The sequence below is a fragment of the Citrobacter sp. Cf125 genome (assembly GCF_030333935.1).
Lineage (GTDB): Bacteria > Pseudomonadota > Gammaproteobacteria > Enterobacterales > Enterobacteriaceae > Citrobacter > Citrobacter freundii.
The window spans coordinates 27,749-45,184 of record NZ_JAOWEY010000024.1; the positions used below are offsets into that span (position 1 = coordinate 27,749).

Genomic DNA, 17,436 nt, shown 5'->3' on the forward strand with positions numbered 1-17,436 from the left:
GTTTTTCTCTTCAACCGAACCGGCTGTTTGTGTGAAGTGATTCACATCCGCCGTGTCGATGGAGGCGCATTATAGGGAGTCGACTCAGGAAGACAAGCGGAAAAATGCATTTTTGTTTCAACCGCTCACCTTTTGCCCATAACGCTTACTTTTGCTGCTTTTTTATCGCCATTGGCAGGTCTGCCAGACTATTTATGACCAAATCTGCCGCATTTTCTGCTTCCGGTGTGACGGGTTTGCCTGTGCGCACCAATACCTTCGTGCCAACATTCGCAGCTGCCGCCGCCTGCATATCTTCAATTTTGTCGCCTACCATATAAGAAGCGGCCATATCGATGTGCAAGAAGTCTCGGGCGGAGATAAACATGCCAGGATGCGGTTTACGACAGTCGCAGACCTGACGATACTCTTCCACGGTACCCTGTGGGTGATGCGGGCAGTAGTAGATGCCATCCAGCTCAACATCGCGATCGGCCAGCGACCAGTCCATCCATTCGGTCAACGTTTCAAACTGCGCCTCAGTAAATTTACCACGCGCGATACCAGACTGGTTCGTCACAATAATGAGCGCGTAACCCATCTTTTTAAGTTCACGCATGGCATCAATAACGCCGTCGATAAACTCAAACTCATCGATCTCATGTACATAACCGTGGTCCACATTAATGGTACCGTCACGGTCGAGAAAAATTGCGGGTACAGACTTTGCCACCTTTTATAGCTCCTGAATAAGGCATGTGGCTCTAGTATCGCATGTTTCAGCGGGCAAGAAAGTGCTCATCGCGCAAAGCCTGATTGATTTAGACGTCTGGATGCCTTAACATCCATCTTGTTGACGGCTTCGACCGTACCTGACAGACGAAAATGCCACGGCTAACTTAATTACGATAATAAATAACCAATGATTAAACTTTCGAATATCACCAAAGTGTTCCAGCAGGGGACTCGCACCATTCAGGCGTTAAATAACGTCAGCCTGCATGTTCCTGCAGGGCAGATTTATGGCGTTATTGGCGCCTCCGGTGCCGGTAAAAGTACGCTCATCCGCTGCGTTAACTTACTTGAACGCCCAACCGAAGGCAGCGTTCAGGTCGGTGGTCAGGAACTCACGACGCTTTCTGAGTCAGAGCTGACCAAAGCTCGCCGTCAAATCGGCATGATTTTCCAACACTTTAACCTGCTCTCTTCCCGCACCGTGTTTGGCAACGTCGCGCTGCCGCTGGAACTGGATAACACGCCAAAAGAAGAGATCAAACGGCGTGTAACAGAACTGTTGGATTTGGTTGGTCTTGGTGACAAGCACGATAGCTACCCGGCCAATCTTTCCGGTGGACAAAAACAGCGTGTGGCAATCGCCCGTGCGCTGGCAAGCAATCCCAAAGTGTTGCTGTGCGATGAAGCCACCAGCGCACTCGATCCGGCAACGACCCGCTCGATTCTTGAATTATTGAAAGACATTAACCGTCGTCTGGGACTTACAATTCTGCTGATTACCCATGAGATGGACGTTGTAAAACGTATTTGTGACTGCGTGGCAGTCATCAGTAATGGTGAACTGATTGAGCAAGACACCGTCAGCGAAGTGTTCTCACACCCGAAAACGCCGCTGGCACAGAAATTTATTCAGTCCACGCTGCACCTGGATATCCCGGAAGATTATCTGGAACGGTTAAAAGCCGAGCCAGAAGCAGACAGTGTGCCAATGCTGCGCATGGAATTCACCGGTCATTCCGTTGATGCGCCATTGCTCTCTGAGACGGCCCGTCGCTTTAACGTGAATAACAACATTATTAGCGCGCAGATGGATTACGCCGGCGGTGTGAAATTCGGCATCATGCTGACTGAAATGCACGGCACACAGGAAGATACACAAGCAGCCATCAACTGGTTGCAGGAACACCATGTAAAAGTAGAGGTACTGGGTTATGTCTGAGCCGATGATGTGGCTGCTGGTTCGCGGCGTATGGGAAACGCTGGCAATGACCTTTGTGTCCGGTTTTTTTGGTTTTGTGATCGGTCTGCCGGTTGGCGTGTTGCTGTACGTAACGCGTCCGGGGCAAATCATTGAGAACGCGAAGCTCTACCGTACGCTCTCTGCGCTGGTGAACATTTTCCGTTCCATCCCGTTCATCATCTTATTGGTGTGGATGATTCCGTTCACCCGCATGATCGTAGGCACCTCTATCGGACTGCAGGCCGCTATCGTCCCGCTGACCGTCGGCGCCGCGCCGTTTATCGCCCGTATGGTGGAAAACGCGCTGCTCGAAATCCCGACCGGGCTAATAGAAGCCTCTCGTGCGATGGGCGCCACGCCGCTGCAAATTGTACGTAAGGTATTACTGCCAGAAGCGCTGCCAGGACTGGTCAATGCGGCCACCATCACTCTTATCACGCTGGTTGGTTACTCCGCGATGGGCGGTGCCGTCGGTGCCGGTGGTCTTGGACAGATTGGTTATCAGTACGGCTATATTGGTTACAACGCTACAGTAATGAATACAGTACTGGTATTGCTCGTCGTTCTGGTTTATTTAATTCAGTTATCCGGCGATCGCATCGTCCGGGCTGTCACGCACAAATAACGTTGCACACAACACTAAAAACTCATTAAGAAAAGGAAATAAGCATGGCGTTCAAATTCAAAACCTTTGCGGCAGTTGGAGCCCTGATCGGTTCTCTGGCACTTGTGGGTTGCGGTCAGGATGAAAAAGATCCTAATCACATCAAAGTGGGCGTTATTGTTGGCGCAGAGCAGCAGGTTGCAGAAGTCGCGCAGAAAGTAGCTAAAGAAAAATACGGTCTGGACGTTGAGCTGGTCACGTTTAACGATTACGTTCTGCCTAACGAAGCGCTGAGCAAAGGCGATATCGATGCTAACGCCTTCCAGCACAAACCGTACCTGGATCAGCAGATCAAAGATCGCGGTTACAAGCTGGTTGCTGTAGGCAATACTTTTGTTTACCCGATTGCGGGCTATTCCAAAAAAATCAAATCACTGGATGAGCTGCAGGACGGTTCACAGGTCGCGATTCCAAACGACCCGACTAACCTTGGCCGTTCCTTGCTGCTGCTGCAAAAAGTGGGCTTAATCAAGCTGAAAGACGGTGTTGGCCTGCTGCCGACCGCGCTGGACGTGATTGAAAACCCGAAAAACCTGAAGCTGGTTGAACTGGAAGCGCCGCAGCTGCCGCGTTCTCTGGACGATGCTCAAATCGCACTGGCGGTCATCAACACCACCTACGCCAGCCAGATCGGCCTGACCCCGGCAAAAGACGGTATCTTTGTTGAAGATAAAGATTCTCCGTACGTAAACCTGATCGTGACTCGTGAAGACAACAAAGATGCTGAGAACGTGAAGAAATTCGTTCAGGCATACCAGTCTGATGAAGTGTACGAAGCAGCAAACAAAGTCTTCAACGGCGGTGCTGTTAAGGGCTGGTAATTTTAGGCTGTTTACAGAATATGTAATATCATCAGGACGGGCGCTTGCCCGTCTTGTCATTTATGCAAGCACCTGATTCAATATCTGACGTTTAGATCATTCATTGAGGAAATATTATGCGTGCTTTACCGATCTGTTTAGTAGCACTCTTGCTGAGCGGCTGTTCTATGTTAAGCAGATCCCCTGTTGAACCCGTTCAAAGCACCGCAACCCCGCCGAAAGCGGAGCCGGAAAAACCGAAAGCACCGCGCGCGACGCCGGTAAGAATCATTACTAACGCTGAAGATTTAGTAGGCAAGCCGTTCCGCGATCTTGGCGAAGTTAGCGGTGAATCCTGCCAGGCATCCAACCAGGATTCCCCTCCGAGCATTCCAACCGCGCGCAAACGCATGCAGATTAACGCATCAAAAATGAAAGCTAATGCGGTATTGCTGCACAGTTGCGAAGTGACCAGCGGAACACCGGGTTGCTATCGTCAGGCGGTTTGCATCGGTTCTGCACTGAACATTTCGGCGAAATGAGCCATTTTCAGTTCGAGCAAATAGGCGTTATCCGCTCACCATATAAAGAAAAGTTCGCCGTTCCACGCCAGCCAGGTCTGGTGAAAAGCGCCTGCGGCGAACTGCATTTGCTCGCACCTTATAACCAGGCCGATGCCGTTCGCGGCCTGGAAGCCTTCAGTCATTTGTGGGTGATTTTTGTTTTTCACCAGACAATGGAAGGTGGATGGCGTCCGACCGTGCGCCCTCCCCGTCTTGGTGGCAACGCCAGAATGGGTGTCTTTGCCACACGTTCAACGTTTCGTCCTAACCCTGTTGGCATGTCGTTGGTAGAGCTGCGGGGCATCCGCTGCCATAAAGAGCACGTAATCCTCGAACTCGGTGGACTGGACCTTGTTGACGGAACGCCAGTAGTGGATATTAAGCCGTATCTGCCGTTTGCCGAATCGCTGCCTGATGCTCGCGCCAGCTATGCCCAGGACGCACCTCAGGCCAGCGTCGAGGTGACGTTCAGTGAAGATCTCGCGGAGCAGCTATCAAAGCTCGAACAACGTTACCCGCGTCTTCGTCAGTTTATTACCGAAGTGCTGGCGCAGGATCCGCGTCCTGCCTACCGTAAAAATGAGGAAGAAGGCAAAACCTACGCCGTCTGGCTGCTGGACTTTAACGTCCGCTGGCGCGTCACACCGTCAGGATTTGAGGTCTTTGCTCTGGAAGCCCGCTAATTTGCGTCGCGTACTCTTTTGACATCCCTTTCTCGCTGGTAAACTAAACCACTTTTGTTTTGTGCCAGGCTCGTTTTGAGCCTGTTCGATCGTTCAACTGGAACCGTAACAACATGCGTACTAGCCAATATCTGCTCTCCACTCTGAAGGAGACACCTGCCGACGCCGAAGTCATCAGCCACCAGCTGATGCTGCGCGCCGGGATGATCCGCAAGCTGGCCTCCGGGTTATATACCTGGCTGCCGACCGGCGTGCGCGTCCTGAAAAAAGTCGAAAATATCGTGCGTGAAGAGATGAACAACGCCGGTGCGATCGAGGTGTTGATGCCGGTCGTTCAGCCTTCTGAACTGTGGGAAGAGAGCGGCCGTTGGGAGCAATACGGCCCGGAACTGCTGCGTATTGCTGACCGTGGCGATCGTTCGTTCGTCCTCGGCCCAACGCATGAAGAAGTGATCACCGACTTGATCCGTAACGAGCTGAGCTCTTACAAACAGCTGCCGCTGAACTTCTATCAGATCCAGACCAAATTCCGTGACGAAGTCCGTCCGCGTTTCGGCGTGATGCGTTCCCGCGAATTCCTGATGAAAGATGCCTACTCTTTCCACACCTCTCAGGAATCCCTGCAGGAAACCTACGATGCGATGTACGCTGCGTACAGCAAAATTTTCAGCCGTATGGGGCTGGATTTCCGTGCAGTACAAGCGGATACCGGTTCTATTGGCGGCAGCGCCTCTCACGAATTCCAGGTGCTGGCACAGAGCGGCGAAGACGATGTGATCTTCTCCGACTCCTCCGATTATGCGGCGAACATCGAATTCGCCGAAGCCGTTGCGCCGAAAGAGCCGCGCGCAGCAGCAACTCAGGAAATGACGCTGGTTGATACTCCGAACGCCAAAACCATCGCCGAACTAGTTGAGCAGTTCAACCTGCCTATCGAAAAAACCGTGAAAACCCTGCTGGTGAAAGCGGTTGAAGGCAGCAGCTACCCGCTGGTCGCCCTGCTGGTTCGTGGCGATCACGAGCTGAACGAAGTCAAAGCGGAAAAACTGCCGCAGGTTGCCAGCCCGCTGACCTTTGCCACCGAAGAAGAAATTCGTGCGTTGGTAAAAGCAGGTCCTGGCTCGCTCGGTCCGGTGAATATGCCGATTCCGGTGGTTATCGACCGTACCGTTGCAGTAATGAGCGATTTCGCTGCCGGTGCCAACATCGACGGTAAACACTATTTCGGTATCAACTGGGATCGCGACGTAGTCACCCCGGAAGTTGCAGACATCCGTAACGTGGTCGCCGGCGACCCGAGCCCGGACGGCAAAGGTACGCTGATGATCAAACGCGGTATCGAAGTCGGCCACATCTTCCAGTTGGGTACCAAGTACTCTGAAGCGATGAAAGCCGCCGTACAGGGCGAAGATGGTCGTAACCAGATCCTGACCATGGGTTGCTACGGTATCGGGGTCACTCGCGTGGTTGCTGCTGCTATCGAACAGAACTATGACGATCGCGGCATCGTATGGCCAGACGCCATTGCTCCGTTCCAGGTCGCGATTCTGCCGATGAACATGCACAAGTCCTACCGCGTGCAGGAACTGGCTGAAAAACTGTACGCTGAGCTGCGCGCTCAGGGCATTGAAGTGCTGATGGACGACCGTAAAGAGCGTCCGGGCGTGATGTTTGCCGATATGGAACTGATCGGTATTCCGCACACTATCGTGCTGGGCGACCGTAACCTCGACAACGACGATATCGAATACAAATACCGTCGTAACGGCGAGAAAGAGCTGATTAAAACCGGCGACATCGTCGACTTCCTGGTCAAAGCCATTAAAGGCTAATACCAACAAAAAGGCCCTGATTATCAGGGCCTTTTTTCTATCGATTAATTACACGCTTTACCGGGGATAAATTTCGCGTCTTTATCCGCCATCAACGTTTTCACTTTCTCACCCGTATCCGGGTTTGACTCCAGCGTGAAATGCGCCTCAAGCGTCAGCAATACGGACTGTCCGTTTTCTGCACGCGCAGCTAAATAGTCACGTTCAAGCTGAGCATTATTCGCCACCGGCATCCGTTTACCCGTTGCGCAGTCGGTAAAGATTGCCGCGTCAGCCATATAGAAATACATGCCTCGCATCGGCATTGGCGTCACCGGTAAGCTGGCGGAAACTGGCTGGAGCGTGTAGTTAAACTGTGACTCAATCGGGTTACCTTCACGATCGAGCATTTCCAGCGCCTCGCCTTTAGCCCGGTAGTACGACTTTTCACCTTTGCTGTCGGTCAGCACCAGCTTGTCGGCAGTGCGCGCCCATGTGCCATAAGAGGCAAACGAAGACGGTTCATCCCGCACGCCCTGATAACGTTCGTTCATCACCCATGTACCGTCTTTCTCCAGAAACAGAGAGGTTTCAATCCCTTCACAGTCCGCGCAAGGTAAGATGCCACGCCAGCTTTGCTGCATCGGTTTTAATTCTGCCGCCCGCGTCGGCTGTAGTACTTCAACTTCAGTACGGTTATTACAGCCGATCAAGGAAAAAAGCGTGCATGCAGCGACTACGGACAATATTGCTGTTTTCACTATCAATTCCTTATAAATTTTTATTCCCGCTCGTCAGTCTTGCGTTCGACGAACTCTCCCACGCAGTGCTTTCACTGTGGATTTTTGCGCCTTCGATGACAACCTGCGCTCTTTCGAGGCGCGTGTAGGGCGAGTTGCCTGTCGGCTTTTTTGCACTGCGGTTAATTCTTTTATCACCGCTACCAGCCGGGAGATTGCCGCTTCCCGATTAAGTTCCTGGCTACGGTATTCCTGCGCCTTAATGATAATAACGCCATCACCGCTAATCAGATGATGGCTGGCGGCAAGCAAACGTTCCTTGTAATACTCTGGCAGGCCAGAGGCCCGAATGTCAAAGCGCAAATGGATAGCCGTCGAGGTCTTGTTAACGTGCTGACCGCCCGCGCCCTGCGCCCGAATCGCCGTGATTTCCAGCTCATTATCAGGGATAGAGACGTTTCGGGAGATAACAATCATGAACGCGGCTGCCACGCGGTCAGATGAATTTCCAGATTGTTCTGAGAGTCAGACAGCCAGATAGCACCGTCCTGGATAGTTGCCTGCAGCGCCATTGTACGACCTGCAAAATCACTCAGTTGCGCCAGTTGTTCATCATCCAGATACCACACGGTCAGATTTTTAAACTGCGCGCACTTGTTCTGATTTTGCTGCCACCAGATCTGAGCCGCACGGCTGTTGTAAGCAAACAGGGCAACCTCACCAGACTGGGTACAGGCTTTTTTAATACGGCGCTCATCCGGCAGACCCAGCTCAATCCAGAGATCGATACCCAGATGGTCGTTACGCAGCCATGCTTCAGGCTCGTCTTCCGCACTCAGGCCACGCGTGAACTGCAGGCGTTCATCGGCATATTTGATCCAGGCCAGCAGGCGCAACATCATGCGCTCCTGGGTTTCAGAGGGGTGACGCGCCAGCGTCAAGGCCGCGTCAAGGAACTGGTTGCGGTCAAGATCCGCTACGTTGACGACGGCTTTATAAATTGTCGCTTTAAGCGCCATGAGAGAACTCCTTTCGAATCAGGCGCACATTGTAGCGAAAACTGCGGCAAAAGGCTGCTAACTGCTCCTCTATCAAGGCGCTGATATTGCTTGAATGAGTATGGTATAGTCACCTTGCTAAACAGAGTTTATCTTCGTAGGCTTAGACTTGCATCCACGGTTAAGTCAGAGTGCTGACAGGAGGGCATGTGGAAAAATATTGTGAGTTAATACGCAAGCGGTACGCGGAAATCGCCAGCGGAGACTTAGGGTATATCCCGGATGCGCTGGGTTGCGTATTGAAGGTGCTTAATGAAGTGGCGGCAGACAGCGCCCTTCCAGAGTCGGTCAGGGAAAAAGCGGCGTATGCTGCCGCGAACTTACTGGTGAGCGATTATGTCAATGAATGAAACGTATCAACCCATCAACTGCGATGATTACGACAATCTTGAACTCGCCTGCCAGCACCATTTGTTACTGACGCTGGCGCTAAAAGATGGCGAAGTTTTGCAGGCGAAAGCGAACGACCTGGTTTCACGCAAAAACGTGGAGTATCTGGTCGCAGATGTCGCAGGTGAAACCCGGGAGCTTCGTCTCGACAAAATTGCCAGCTTCAGCCACCCGCAGATCGGTACCGTGGTGGTCAGCGAATCTTAACTTTTTTTCGCCTTATCCGGCCTACTTTCCATGTGAAACGTAGGCCTGATAAGCGCAGCACCATCAGGCATGCCATACCAGCCTCACGCCTTCTTCACCTTCCGCCGTCCCCTCACGCGTCACGAAAACATCCGCAGCCGCAATCAACGTTTCGCCGTAAAACAGCAGCGGTGTGGTATCTCGTCGCCAGGGCGGGATCCCCTGCTCCTGCCAGATTTTTTTTAATTTCCGTCCGCCGTTACGCCCGACAATATGCAATAACCCTGGCGCTTTAAAACGGATACTGACGACTTCGTCCGCTTGTGGCAAGCGCAAATCACCCGCAGAGATTAACTGAACCGAACCCAATCCGGCAGGCAGCGTCAACGGTGTTTTCCACTCTAACCACGGGATAACAGTTTCGCTTTGCCCATCGACTGACTTCACCCACCACAGCTGTGACTGATAACGACGGACCTCGAACTCCCCGAGGCGAAAACTTGGTGACGCATCTTCCCGCGCCAGCGCCACTTCCTGCCAGATACGTTCCAGCCCATCACGGGAAGGCATCGGCGCATTTAACCCCGCCAGCCAGCGACGAAGCAGCGCGGCACGACGCACGCCGCTCATCATCATTAATGGCGTCAGTAACAGTGTTCCGCGGGATGTGATGCAATCGGCTAAATCGCTGGCCAGCAGTTCATCCAATAAACTCTCCTGCTCAGCGCACAGCGCAGCGCTGCGAGCAACGGCTTGCGCGAAGTGCGGCCAGCGCTGTTGGAGCAATGGGGTAACGCGCAATCTGAGGAAATTGCGATCGTAGGTATCATCCTGATTGCTTTCATCTTCAATCCAGCATAATTCATGCTGCCGTGCCCATGCTTCAAGCGCCTCTCGCGTTTGCGCCAGCAGCGGTCGAATCAGTTGGGTTCCGGCAAACGGAGAGCTTTCCCCCATGGCGGAAAGTCCGGCAGGACCACTGCCGCGTTTAAGCGCCAGCAGAAAGGTTTCACACTGGTCATCGAGATGCTGTGCGGTCATCAGCACCTCGCCCGGTAGTAAGGTCTGCGCAAACGCCTGATAGCGCGCGCGTCGCGCCTGGGCTTCGATGCCCAGACCATCATCCTCAAGGTGTACCCGCTCAACCACCAGCGACACCTGCCACTGCGCGCATACCGACTCACAGTGCTGTACCCAACTGTCTGCGTGTGGGCTTAATCCGTGATGAATGTGGATTGCGCGTAAAGCAACATCAGGATGCAGCGCTCGCCACTGCACCAACTGATGCAGCAATACGGTGGAATCCAGCCCGCCGCTAAAGGCGACCAGAATCGATTGAGAATTCAGCAGCGAAGTGTTCAGCGTGAGTGTCGTCATGATGGTTACTTACAATGGCATTGCCCGGCACGTTACCGGGCTAACGCCACAATGACAAGCCTTACAGCTCGTACAGTTCGAGGGGTAATCCGTCCGGATCGTTAAAAAACGTAAAACGTTTGCCGGTAAACGGATCGATTCGTACCGGCTCGCATTTCACATCATGGCTTTCCAGATGAATTATCGCCTTTTCCACGTCATCTACGCTGAACGCCAGATGACGCAAACCACAGGCTTCCGGTCGGCTCGGACGGCAAGGTGGAAACGGGAAAGAAAAAAGCTCAATCACATACTGGCCGTTCAATGCCAGATCGCCTTTCCACGAGTCTCTCTCTTCCCGATAGGCTTCGCTCATCAGTGTAAAGCCAAGCACATCGCAGTAAAATGCCTTACTCGCCGCGTAGTCTGTCGCAATAATGGCAATATGGTGAACCTGTTTTAATCCCAGCATAGCGTCATCGCCTCTTTCATTTTTCTGTCAGAACGTTACTCGAACGTCTTGGGGTCAGGCAAGTCGTTATGCCATTTTTAAGACTCTCACGCGATACAGGCCATCCTCGCCCAGTTTAGCGCCATGGATATCGGTTTCAAATCCAGGGTAGCGCTGCCCTACCGAGCACAGCATCAGAAGAAAATCGAGGACAGCCCGGCTTTTGGCAGTGATCATTTCCCCGGGCATCAAAAGCGGCACACCGGGAGGATAAGGCAGGATCATATTGGCAGAAACGCGCCCCACCAGTTGATCAAGTGCTACCGTTTCGACCTCACCTTTGATCTGCCGCTGCCAGGCCTGGTGCGGCGTCATTTTCATTTCCGGCAAGGTATCAAATGCCCGCAGCATCAACCCGGAGAGATCATGCTGGCGGATCAACTGATGGATCCCTTGCGCCAGATCCTGAATACGCATATTGCGATAGAAATCGGGATCTTCAGCATATAGATCCGGCAGCATATTTTTCACACGTAAATTCAGATCGTACGAGCGCTTAAATTCCGTCAGGCCACGTAGCAGCCCCATCGCCCGGGTTTTATCAATACCAATGCTGAACAGGAACAACAGGTTATACGGTCCCGTCTTCTCGACTACGACGCCGCGTTCATCAAGGAATTTCGCCACCAGCGCCGCGGGGATCCCCTCTTCGCTCATATTTCCCTGTTCATCCATTCCCGGCGTCAAAATCGTGACCTTCACCGGGTCAAGGAACATGTGGTCGGCATCAGCATCAACAAATCCGTGCCAGTCTTCACCTGGCGCTACCGGCCAGCACTCTGCTTCATCTACCTTTTCCGGCTGCCAGATATCAAAGAACCAACCATCCGACTCTTCACGCAGACGTTGCACTTCTTTACGGAAATGCAGCGCCCGTTCCACCGAACGATTGATTAACCGCTTGCCTGAATTGCCACGCAGCATTGCCGCCGCCGTTTCTATCGACGCCACTATCGGATAGCTCGGAGACGTAGAGGTGTGCATCATAAAGGCTTCGTTGAACGTGTCTTCATCATAGTCGCCCTTAATGTGGATCAGCGAAGCCTGTGACAACGCCGCCAGCATCTTGTGGGTGGACTGAGTTTCAAAAATCACCTTTCCCGGTACCCGTTCGCCGCTCATCCCGCTTTTCCCCTGATAGATCGGATGAAAATGGGTATACGGCACCCAGGCTGAATCAAAATGGATGGAGGGCACATCCAGCGTTTGTTTGATCCAGTTGGTGTTATACAACAGGCCATCATAGGTGGAGTTGGTGATCACCGCGTGGACCGGCCATTGCGCCTGATTGGTTTCCTCAACTTTGCGTTCAATGCTTGCGTGGGTAAATTCCCGACGGGGTATACCGCCGAGGATCCCCAGCGCGTTACGCGTAGGCTTCAGCCAGATTGGCACCACATCGCTCATCATCAGCAAATGCGCCAGTGACTTATGGCAGTTGCGGTCAATCAGGAGCGTACTGCCTGCAGGTGCAGCATACATACCGACAATCTTGTTCGATGTCGAGGTGCCGTTGGTCACCATATAGCTCTGCTCGGCACCAAAAGTACGCGCGATATACTCCTCCGCTTCCAGGTGCGGACCGGTATGATCAAGCAATGAGCCCAGTTCGGTTACGGAAATGGACACGTCGGCTTTCAGCGTATTGCCGCCAAAGAAATCATAGAACAGGCAGCCGACCGGACTTTTCTGGTACGCCGTTCCCGCCATGTGCCCAGGCGTGCAGAAGGTATACTTCCCTTCCTTCACATAGGTAAACAGCGCTTTGGTAAAAGGAGGCGTGATGTTATCGAGGTATTCGCTGGTGTACTGGCGGATACGGGTGGCAATGTCTTCAGACTGACCCAGCGCATACTCAAAAAACCACAGCGCCATGCGCAGGTCGTGCGCACTGACATCCATCGTCGAATGGGTATTAATAAAGGCGTAGAGCGGGAGATACTCGTTGAGCTGGTTGATGTCGCTGCACAGTTCCAGACTGTATTTATCCCAGTCAAAAATGACGCCGCAAATTCGCGGGTTATGTTCGATAAACTTCAGCAGGTCGACGCTATTCTGCGGCCAGATAATCTGAAACCCCTGCTGCTGCAGCGCACGTTCAAGTTCCTTGATGGGCTCATCTTTATAAAAGACGCCATGCGGTCCCATGATGGCAATGATATTCATGCGTTCCTCCTGGAAAAACCTTAGTTAATCATAGCCTGGCCAAACCACAGGTAAAAAAAAGGGCCACAGCATTGTGGCCCTTTTCAGAATTAATGCAGTTTACGCGTAACCGTAGCTCATCAGACGCTGGTAACGACGGTTTTTCAGATCATCTTTGCTTAACACGTCAAGATCGGCGAGATCGGCCAGCAGCTGTGCTTTCAGGGACGCAGCCATTACTTCAGGGTTGCGGTGCGCGCCGCCCAGCGGTTCCGGGATGATAGAGTCAATCAGCTTCAGCTCTTTCAGACGCGGCGCGATAATTCCCATTGCTTCTGCGGCCAGCGGCGCTTTGTCGGCGCTTTTCCACAGAATGGAAGCACAACCTTCCGGGGAGATAACGGAATAGGTGCTATATTGCAGCATATTCACTTTATCGCCTACGCCGATCGCCAGCGCGCCGCCGGAACCACCTTCACCGATAACGGTGCAGATTACCGGTACGCTCAGACGCGACATTTCACGCAGGTTGCGCGCAATCGCTTCTGACTGACCACGTTCTTCTGCGCCCACGCCCGGGTAAGCCCCTGGGGTGTCGATGAAGGTAATGATCGGCATGTTGAAGCGCTCGGCCATTTCCATCAGGCGCAGCGCTTTGCGATAGCCTTCCGGCGCTGGCATGCCGAAATTACGGCGAATCTTTTCTTTGGTCTCACGGCCTTTCTGATGACCAATGATCATCACCGGACGGCCATCCAGACGCGCGATACCGCCGACAATAGCTTTATCATCCGCATAGGCTCGATCGCCCGCCAGCTCATCAAATTCATCAAACGCCAGGCGGACATAATCCAGGGTGTACGGACGCTGTGGATGGCGCGCCAGTTGGGCTACCTGCCATGCGCCAAGATCGGCGAAGATTTTACGCGTCAGTTCTACGCTTTTTTCACGCAGACGATGCACTTCTTCATCGATGTTAATATCCAGTTTCTCATCCTGACGGCTAACCGCAGTCAAAGAATCGATTTTTGCTTCCAGCTCTGCAATCGGCTGTTCAAAATCAAGGAAATTCAGACTCATAGTATTCCTGTATTAGTCAAACTCCAGTTCCACCTGCTCCGAACCAATAAGGCCACGGAGATCGTTTAGCAAACGATCGCTCGGAGAGACACGCCACGTCGCGCCAAAACGCAACCGCGCACGTGCATCCGCCCTCTGATAGTAGAGATGTACTGGAATTGTCCCCGAGCGGTGGGGTTCCAGAGACTGACGGAGTCGGTTTAAAAGCTGGTCATCAATTTGCCTGTCCGTCAGCGAGATAGCAAGCCCGCGAGCATATTTTTCCCGGGCTTCGTCAATATCCATGACTTCACGGGCCATCATTTTAAGCCCGCCACTGAAGTCATCAAAGCTGACCTGTCCGCTGACGATAAGTATGCGGTCTTTTTCCAGCAATTGCTGGTATTTATCCAGAGCATCGGTAAACAACATAACCTCCAGACGTCCGGAACGGTCATCCAGTGTACAGATGCCGATACGATTGCCGCGCTTGGTGACCATTACCCGCGCAGCAATGACGAGCCCCGCAGCCGTGGTGACTTTACCACGTTCTGTCGGATGCATGTCTTTCAGCCTGTAGCCTCCGACATAGCGCTCAATTTCTTTTAAATACTGGTTGATGGGGTGTCCCGTCAGATAAAGCCCCAACGTTTCACGCTCACCGTCTAATACCACCTGCTCCGGCCACGGTTGGCAGCTGGCATAGGATTGTTCAATTTGCTCCGGTTCTTCCGCCAGCACGCCAAACATATCGGCCTGACCAATAGCTTCGGCTTTTGCATGCTGATCGGCGGCTTTTAGTGCGTCGTTGAGCGAATTCATCAACGCCGCACGATGCGGGCCAAGGCGATCAAACGCCCCGGACATGATTAGCTTTTCCAGCACCCGGCGGTTAAGTTTTTTGATATCCGTGCGCGCGCAGAGATCAAACAGCTCACGGAAGTAGCCGCCTTCGTTACGCGCCTCAATAATAGCTTCAATTGGCCCTTCACCCACGCCTTTTATCGCGCCGATGCCATAAACAATCTCGCCATCATCATTCACGTGAAAATGGTAAAGCCCAGAGTTGATATCCGGCGGCAGGATTTTGAGCCCCATGCGCCAGCATTCATCCACCAGTCCGACGACTTTCTCGGTGTTATCCATATCGGCGGTCATTACCGCTGCCATAAACTCGGCAGGATAATGCGCCTTCAGCCACAGAGTCTGGTAAGAAACCAGCGCATAGGCAGCGGAGTGCGATTTGTTAAATCCGTAACCGGCGAATTTCTCCACCAGGTCAAAGATTTTCATCGCCAGTTCGCCGTCTACGCCGCGCTTTTTCGCCCCTTCTTCAAAGGTACCGCGCTGCTTGGCCATCTCTTCCGGCTTTTTCTTACCCATCGCACGACGCAGCATATCCGCGCCGCCAAGGGTGTACCCGGACAACTCCTGGGCAATCTGCATAACCTGTTCCTGATACAGGATAATGCCGTAGGTCGGCTCCAGTACCGGTTTCAGACACTCATGCTGCCATTGTACATCCGGGTAGGAAATCTCTTCGCGACCATGCTTACGGTCGATAAAGTTATCTACCATCCCCGACTGTAGCGGGCCAGGGCGGAACAGAGCCACCAGTGCGATCATATCTTCGAAGCAGTCAGGCTGCAGACGTTTGATCAGGTCTTTCATGCCGCGGGATTCAAGCTGGAAGACCGCCGTGGTCTCCGAGCGTTGCAGCATATCGAAGCTTTTCTTGTCATCCAGCGGGATAGCCGCAATATCCAGCGGTGGCTCACCGTTCTTTTCACGGCGCGCGTTAATCATTTCCAGAGCCCAGTTGATGATGGTGAGCGTACGCAGGCCGAGGAAGTCGAACTTCACAAGACCGGCATATTCCACATCGTTCTTATCAAACTGAGTAACCGGGTGCAGCCCCTGTTCATCGCAGTACAGCGGAGCAAAATCAGTAATTTTGGTCGGTGCGATAACCACACCACCGGCGTGCTTACCGGCGTTACGCGTGACGCCTTCCAGCTTACGCGCCATATCGATCAGCGCTTTAACCTCTTCATCTGCCTCATAAATTTCCGGCAGTTGGGGTTCGGCTTCAAAGGCTTTTGCCAGCGTCATGCCCGGATCGGGCGGCACCAGCTTCGAAATACGGTCAACGAAGCCGTACGGATGCCCCAGTACGCGGCCCACGTCGCGGATAACCGCTTTTGCTGCCATCGTACCGAAGGTAATAATCTGCGAAACCGCATCACGACCGTACATTTCCGCCACGTGCTCGATGACCTGGTCGCGTTTCTCCATACAGAAGTCAACGTCGAAGTCGGGCATTGAGACACGTTCCGGGTTAAGGAAACGTTCGAACAGCAGGTCAAATTCCAGCGGGTCGAGATCGGTAATTTTCAGCGCATAGGCAACAAGTGAGCCAGCACCGGAACCACGTCCCGGGCCTACCGGTACGCCGTTATCTTTCGACCACTGGATAAATTCCATAACGATCAGGAAGTAGCCCGGGAATCCCATCTGGTTGATAACTTTAAGTTCAACTTCCAGACGTTCATCGTAAGGTGGGCGCTTCTGCGCACGAACTTCAGGGTCAGGGAACAAAAATTCGAGACGTTCTTCCAGCCCTTCGCGTGATTTCGCCACAAGGAAATCTTCGGTGGTCATATCGCCGGTCGGGAACTGCGGCAGGAAATATTCGCCCAGACGCACCGTCACGTTGCAGCGTTTAGCTATCTCGACGGTGTTTTGCAGTGCTTCCGGAATATCGGAGAACAGCTCGCACATCTCATCTTCGCTGCGCATGTACTGCTGCGGCGAATAGTTACGCGGGCGTTTCGGGTCATCAAGGGTAAAGCCGTCGTGGATCGCTACGCGGATTTCATGCGCATCGAAATCTCCGGTTTCAAGGAAGCGGACATCGTTAGTCGCCACCACCGGTAGACCACGCGTTTCGGCCAGTGCTACGGCTGCGTGCAGATAATTTTCTTCATCTTGCCTGCCGGTGCGAATCAGTTCGAGGAAATAGCAATTGGGAAAATGTTCTTCGTAAAACGCCACGCACTCGTCAACCAGTGCGTTATTGCCGCGCAGCAGACTTCGTCCGACATCGCCCATGCGACCGCCGGAGAGCAAAATCAAACCTTCTTTTAGTTCGATCAGCCAGTCCCGGTCGATAACCGGTCCTTCTGCGCCATAGCCGCGCTGATAGGCTTTCGAAATCAACAACGTCAGGTTCTGATAGCCGGTATTATTTGCGGCCAGCACGGTAAGCTGTGTGAGTTCATCGCCCAACAGCTCACTGCGGACATGAAAATCTGCGCCAACTATCGGCTTGATACCCGCGCCATGGCCCGCTCCGTAAAACTTCACCAGACCACACAGGTTGGTAAAATCGGTGATCGCCAGCGCAGGCATGCCTAACGCGGCCGCCTTTTTTACCAGCGGTCCGGTTTTCGCCAGCCCATCGATCATGGAGTAGTCGCTGTGCACCCGTAGGTGGACGAAACGTGGTTCAGACAT

17 protein-coding genes are annotated in these 17,436 nt (G+C 53.0%); 8 read left to right on the plus strand and 9 right to left on the minus strand.

The window, feature by feature from the left end:
* Positions 1-145: 145 nt before the first annotated feature.
* Complete coding sequence (gmhB, locus tag OGV89_RS14485; protein ID WP_003829138.1) at positions 146-712, minus strand: D-glycero-beta-D-manno-heptose 1,7-bisphosphate 7-phosphatase; 567 nt, start codon at positions 710-712, stop codon at positions 146-148.
* Positions 713-901: 189 nt separating this feature from the next.
* On the opposite strand from gmhB, the gene metN reads away from it, so the two are divergent.
* The 6 genes from metN (at position 902) to proS (ending at position 6,496) form a co-directional block, all read left to right on the plus strand.
* Positions 902-1,933: a methionine ABC transporter ATP-binding protein MetN gene (gene metN, locus OGV89_RS14490; RefSeq protein ID WP_003018468.1), complete on the plus strand. Its 1,032-nt coding sequence runs from the start codon at positions 902-904 to the stop codon at positions 1,931-1,933.
* Positions 1,926-2,579 carry a methionine ABC transporter permease MetI gene (locus tag OGV89_RS14495; RefSeq protein WP_003018471.1) on the plus strand — a complete coding sequence of 218 codons (654 nt, stop codon included), beginning with the start codon at positions 1,926-1,928 and terminating at the stop codon, positions 2,577-2,579. Before metN ends, OGV89_RS14495 begins: the two co-directional genes overlap by 8 nt.
* A gap of 44 nt (positions 2,580-2,623) precedes the next feature.
* Entirely contained in the window at positions 2,624-3,439 is an 816-nt protein-coding gene (gene metQ, locus OGV89_RS14500; protein ID WP_003018474.1) for a methionine ABC transporter substrate-binding lipoprotein MetQ, read from the plus strand.
* Between the two features lie 116 nt (positions 3,440-3,555).
* Complete coding sequence (rcsF, locus tag OGV89_RS14505) at positions 3,556-3,960, plus strand: envelope stress sensor lipoprotein RcsF (RefSeq protein WP_003018477.1); 405 nt, start codon at positions 3,556-3,558, stop codon at positions 3,958-3,960.
* Entirely contained in the window at positions 3,957-4,664 is a 708-nt protein-coding gene (tsaA, locus tag OGV89_RS14510; RefSeq protein ID WP_003845823.1) for a tRNA (N6-threonylcarbamoyladenosine(37)-N6)-methyltransferase TrmO, read from the plus strand. Before rcsF ends, tsaA begins: the two co-directional genes overlap by 4 nt.
* A 113-nt stretch (positions 4,665-4,777) precedes the next feature.
* Positions 4,778-6,496 (plus strand): proline--tRNA ligase, encoded by a 1,719-nt coding sequence (proS, locus tag OGV89_RS14515; RefSeq protein WP_016149584.1) that lies wholly within the window; start codon positions 4,778-4,780, stop codon positions 6,494-6,496.
* A 44-nt stretch (positions 6,497-6,540) separates the two neighbouring features.
* Here the strand turns inward: proS and nlpE are convergent, their stop codons facing one another.
* Genes nlpE through OGV89_RS14530 form a run of 3 tightly spaced genes read right to left on the minus strand, consistent with a single transcriptional unit; the run spans position 6,541 to position 8,234 of the window.
* Positions 6,541-7,239: an envelope stress response activation lipoprotein NlpE gene (gene nlpE, locus OGV89_RS14520; protein WP_085951559.1), complete on the minus strand. Its 699-nt coding sequence runs from the start codon at positions 7,237-7,239 to the stop codon at positions 6,541-6,543.
* Positions 7,240-7,269: 30 nt separating this feature from the next.
* Positions 7,270-7,692 carry an alternative ribosome rescue aminoacyl-tRNA hydrolase ArfB gene (arfB, locus tag OGV89_RS14525; protein WP_003018489.1) on the minus strand — a complete coding sequence of 141 codons (423 nt, stop codon included), beginning with the start codon at positions 7,690-7,692 and terminating at the stop codon, positions 7,270-7,272.
* Entirely contained in the window at positions 7,689-8,234 is a 546-nt protein-coding gene (locus OGV89_RS14530) for a YaeQ family protein (RefSeq protein ID WP_003018497.1), read from the minus strand. Before OGV89_RS14530 ends, arfB begins: the two co-directional genes overlap by 4 nt.
* A gap of 188 nt (positions 8,235-8,422) precedes the next feature.
* Between OGV89_RS14530 and OGV89_RS14535 the strand changes: the two genes are divergently transcribed.
* Entirely contained in the window at positions 8,423-8,623 is a 201-nt protein-coding gene (locus OGV89_RS14535; RefSeq protein ID WP_003018499.1) for a YaeP family protein, read from the plus strand.
* Entirely contained in the window at positions 8,610-8,870 is a 261-nt protein-coding gene (rof, locus tag OGV89_RS14540; protein ID WP_003018503.1) for a Rho-binding antiterminator, read from the plus strand. Before OGV89_RS14535 ends, rof begins: the two co-directional genes overlap by 14 nt.
* Positions 8,871-8,933: 63 nt before the next feature.
* Here rof and tilS read toward each other — a convergent pair whose 3' ends face one another.
* The 5 genes from tilS to dnaE form a co-directional block, all read right to left on the minus strand.
* A complete protein-coding gene (gene tilS, locus OGV89_RS14545; protein ID WP_016149583.1) occupies positions 8,934-10,226 on the minus strand; it encodes a tRNA lysidine(34) synthetase TilS in 1,293 nt (430 codons plus the stop codon).
* 61 nt (positions 10,227-10,287) lie between these two features.
* Entirely contained in the window at positions 10,288-10,677 is a 390-nt protein-coding gene (locus OGV89_RS14550; RefSeq protein ID WP_003018507.1) for a VOC family protein, read from the minus strand.
* A gap of 66 nt (positions 10,678-10,743) precedes the next feature.
* Entirely contained in the window at positions 10,744-12,882 is a 2,139-nt protein-coding gene (ldcC, locus tag OGV89_RS14555) for a lysine decarboxylase LdcC (protein WP_016149582.1), read from the minus strand.
* Between the two features lie 99 nt (positions 12,883-12,981).
* Positions 12,982-13,941, minus strand: coding sequence for an acetyl-CoA carboxylase carboxyl transferase subunit alpha (gene accA / locus OGV89_RS14560; protein WP_003018513.1), 960 nt, complete (start codon positions 13,939-13,941; stop codon positions 12,982-12,984).
* Between the two features lie 12 nt (positions 13,942-13,953).
* Positions 13,954-17,436, minus strand: coding sequence for a DNA polymerase III subunit alpha (dnaE, locus tag OGV89_RS14565; RefSeq protein ID WP_003845818.1), 3,483 nt, complete (start codon positions 17,434-17,436; stop codon positions 13,954-13,956).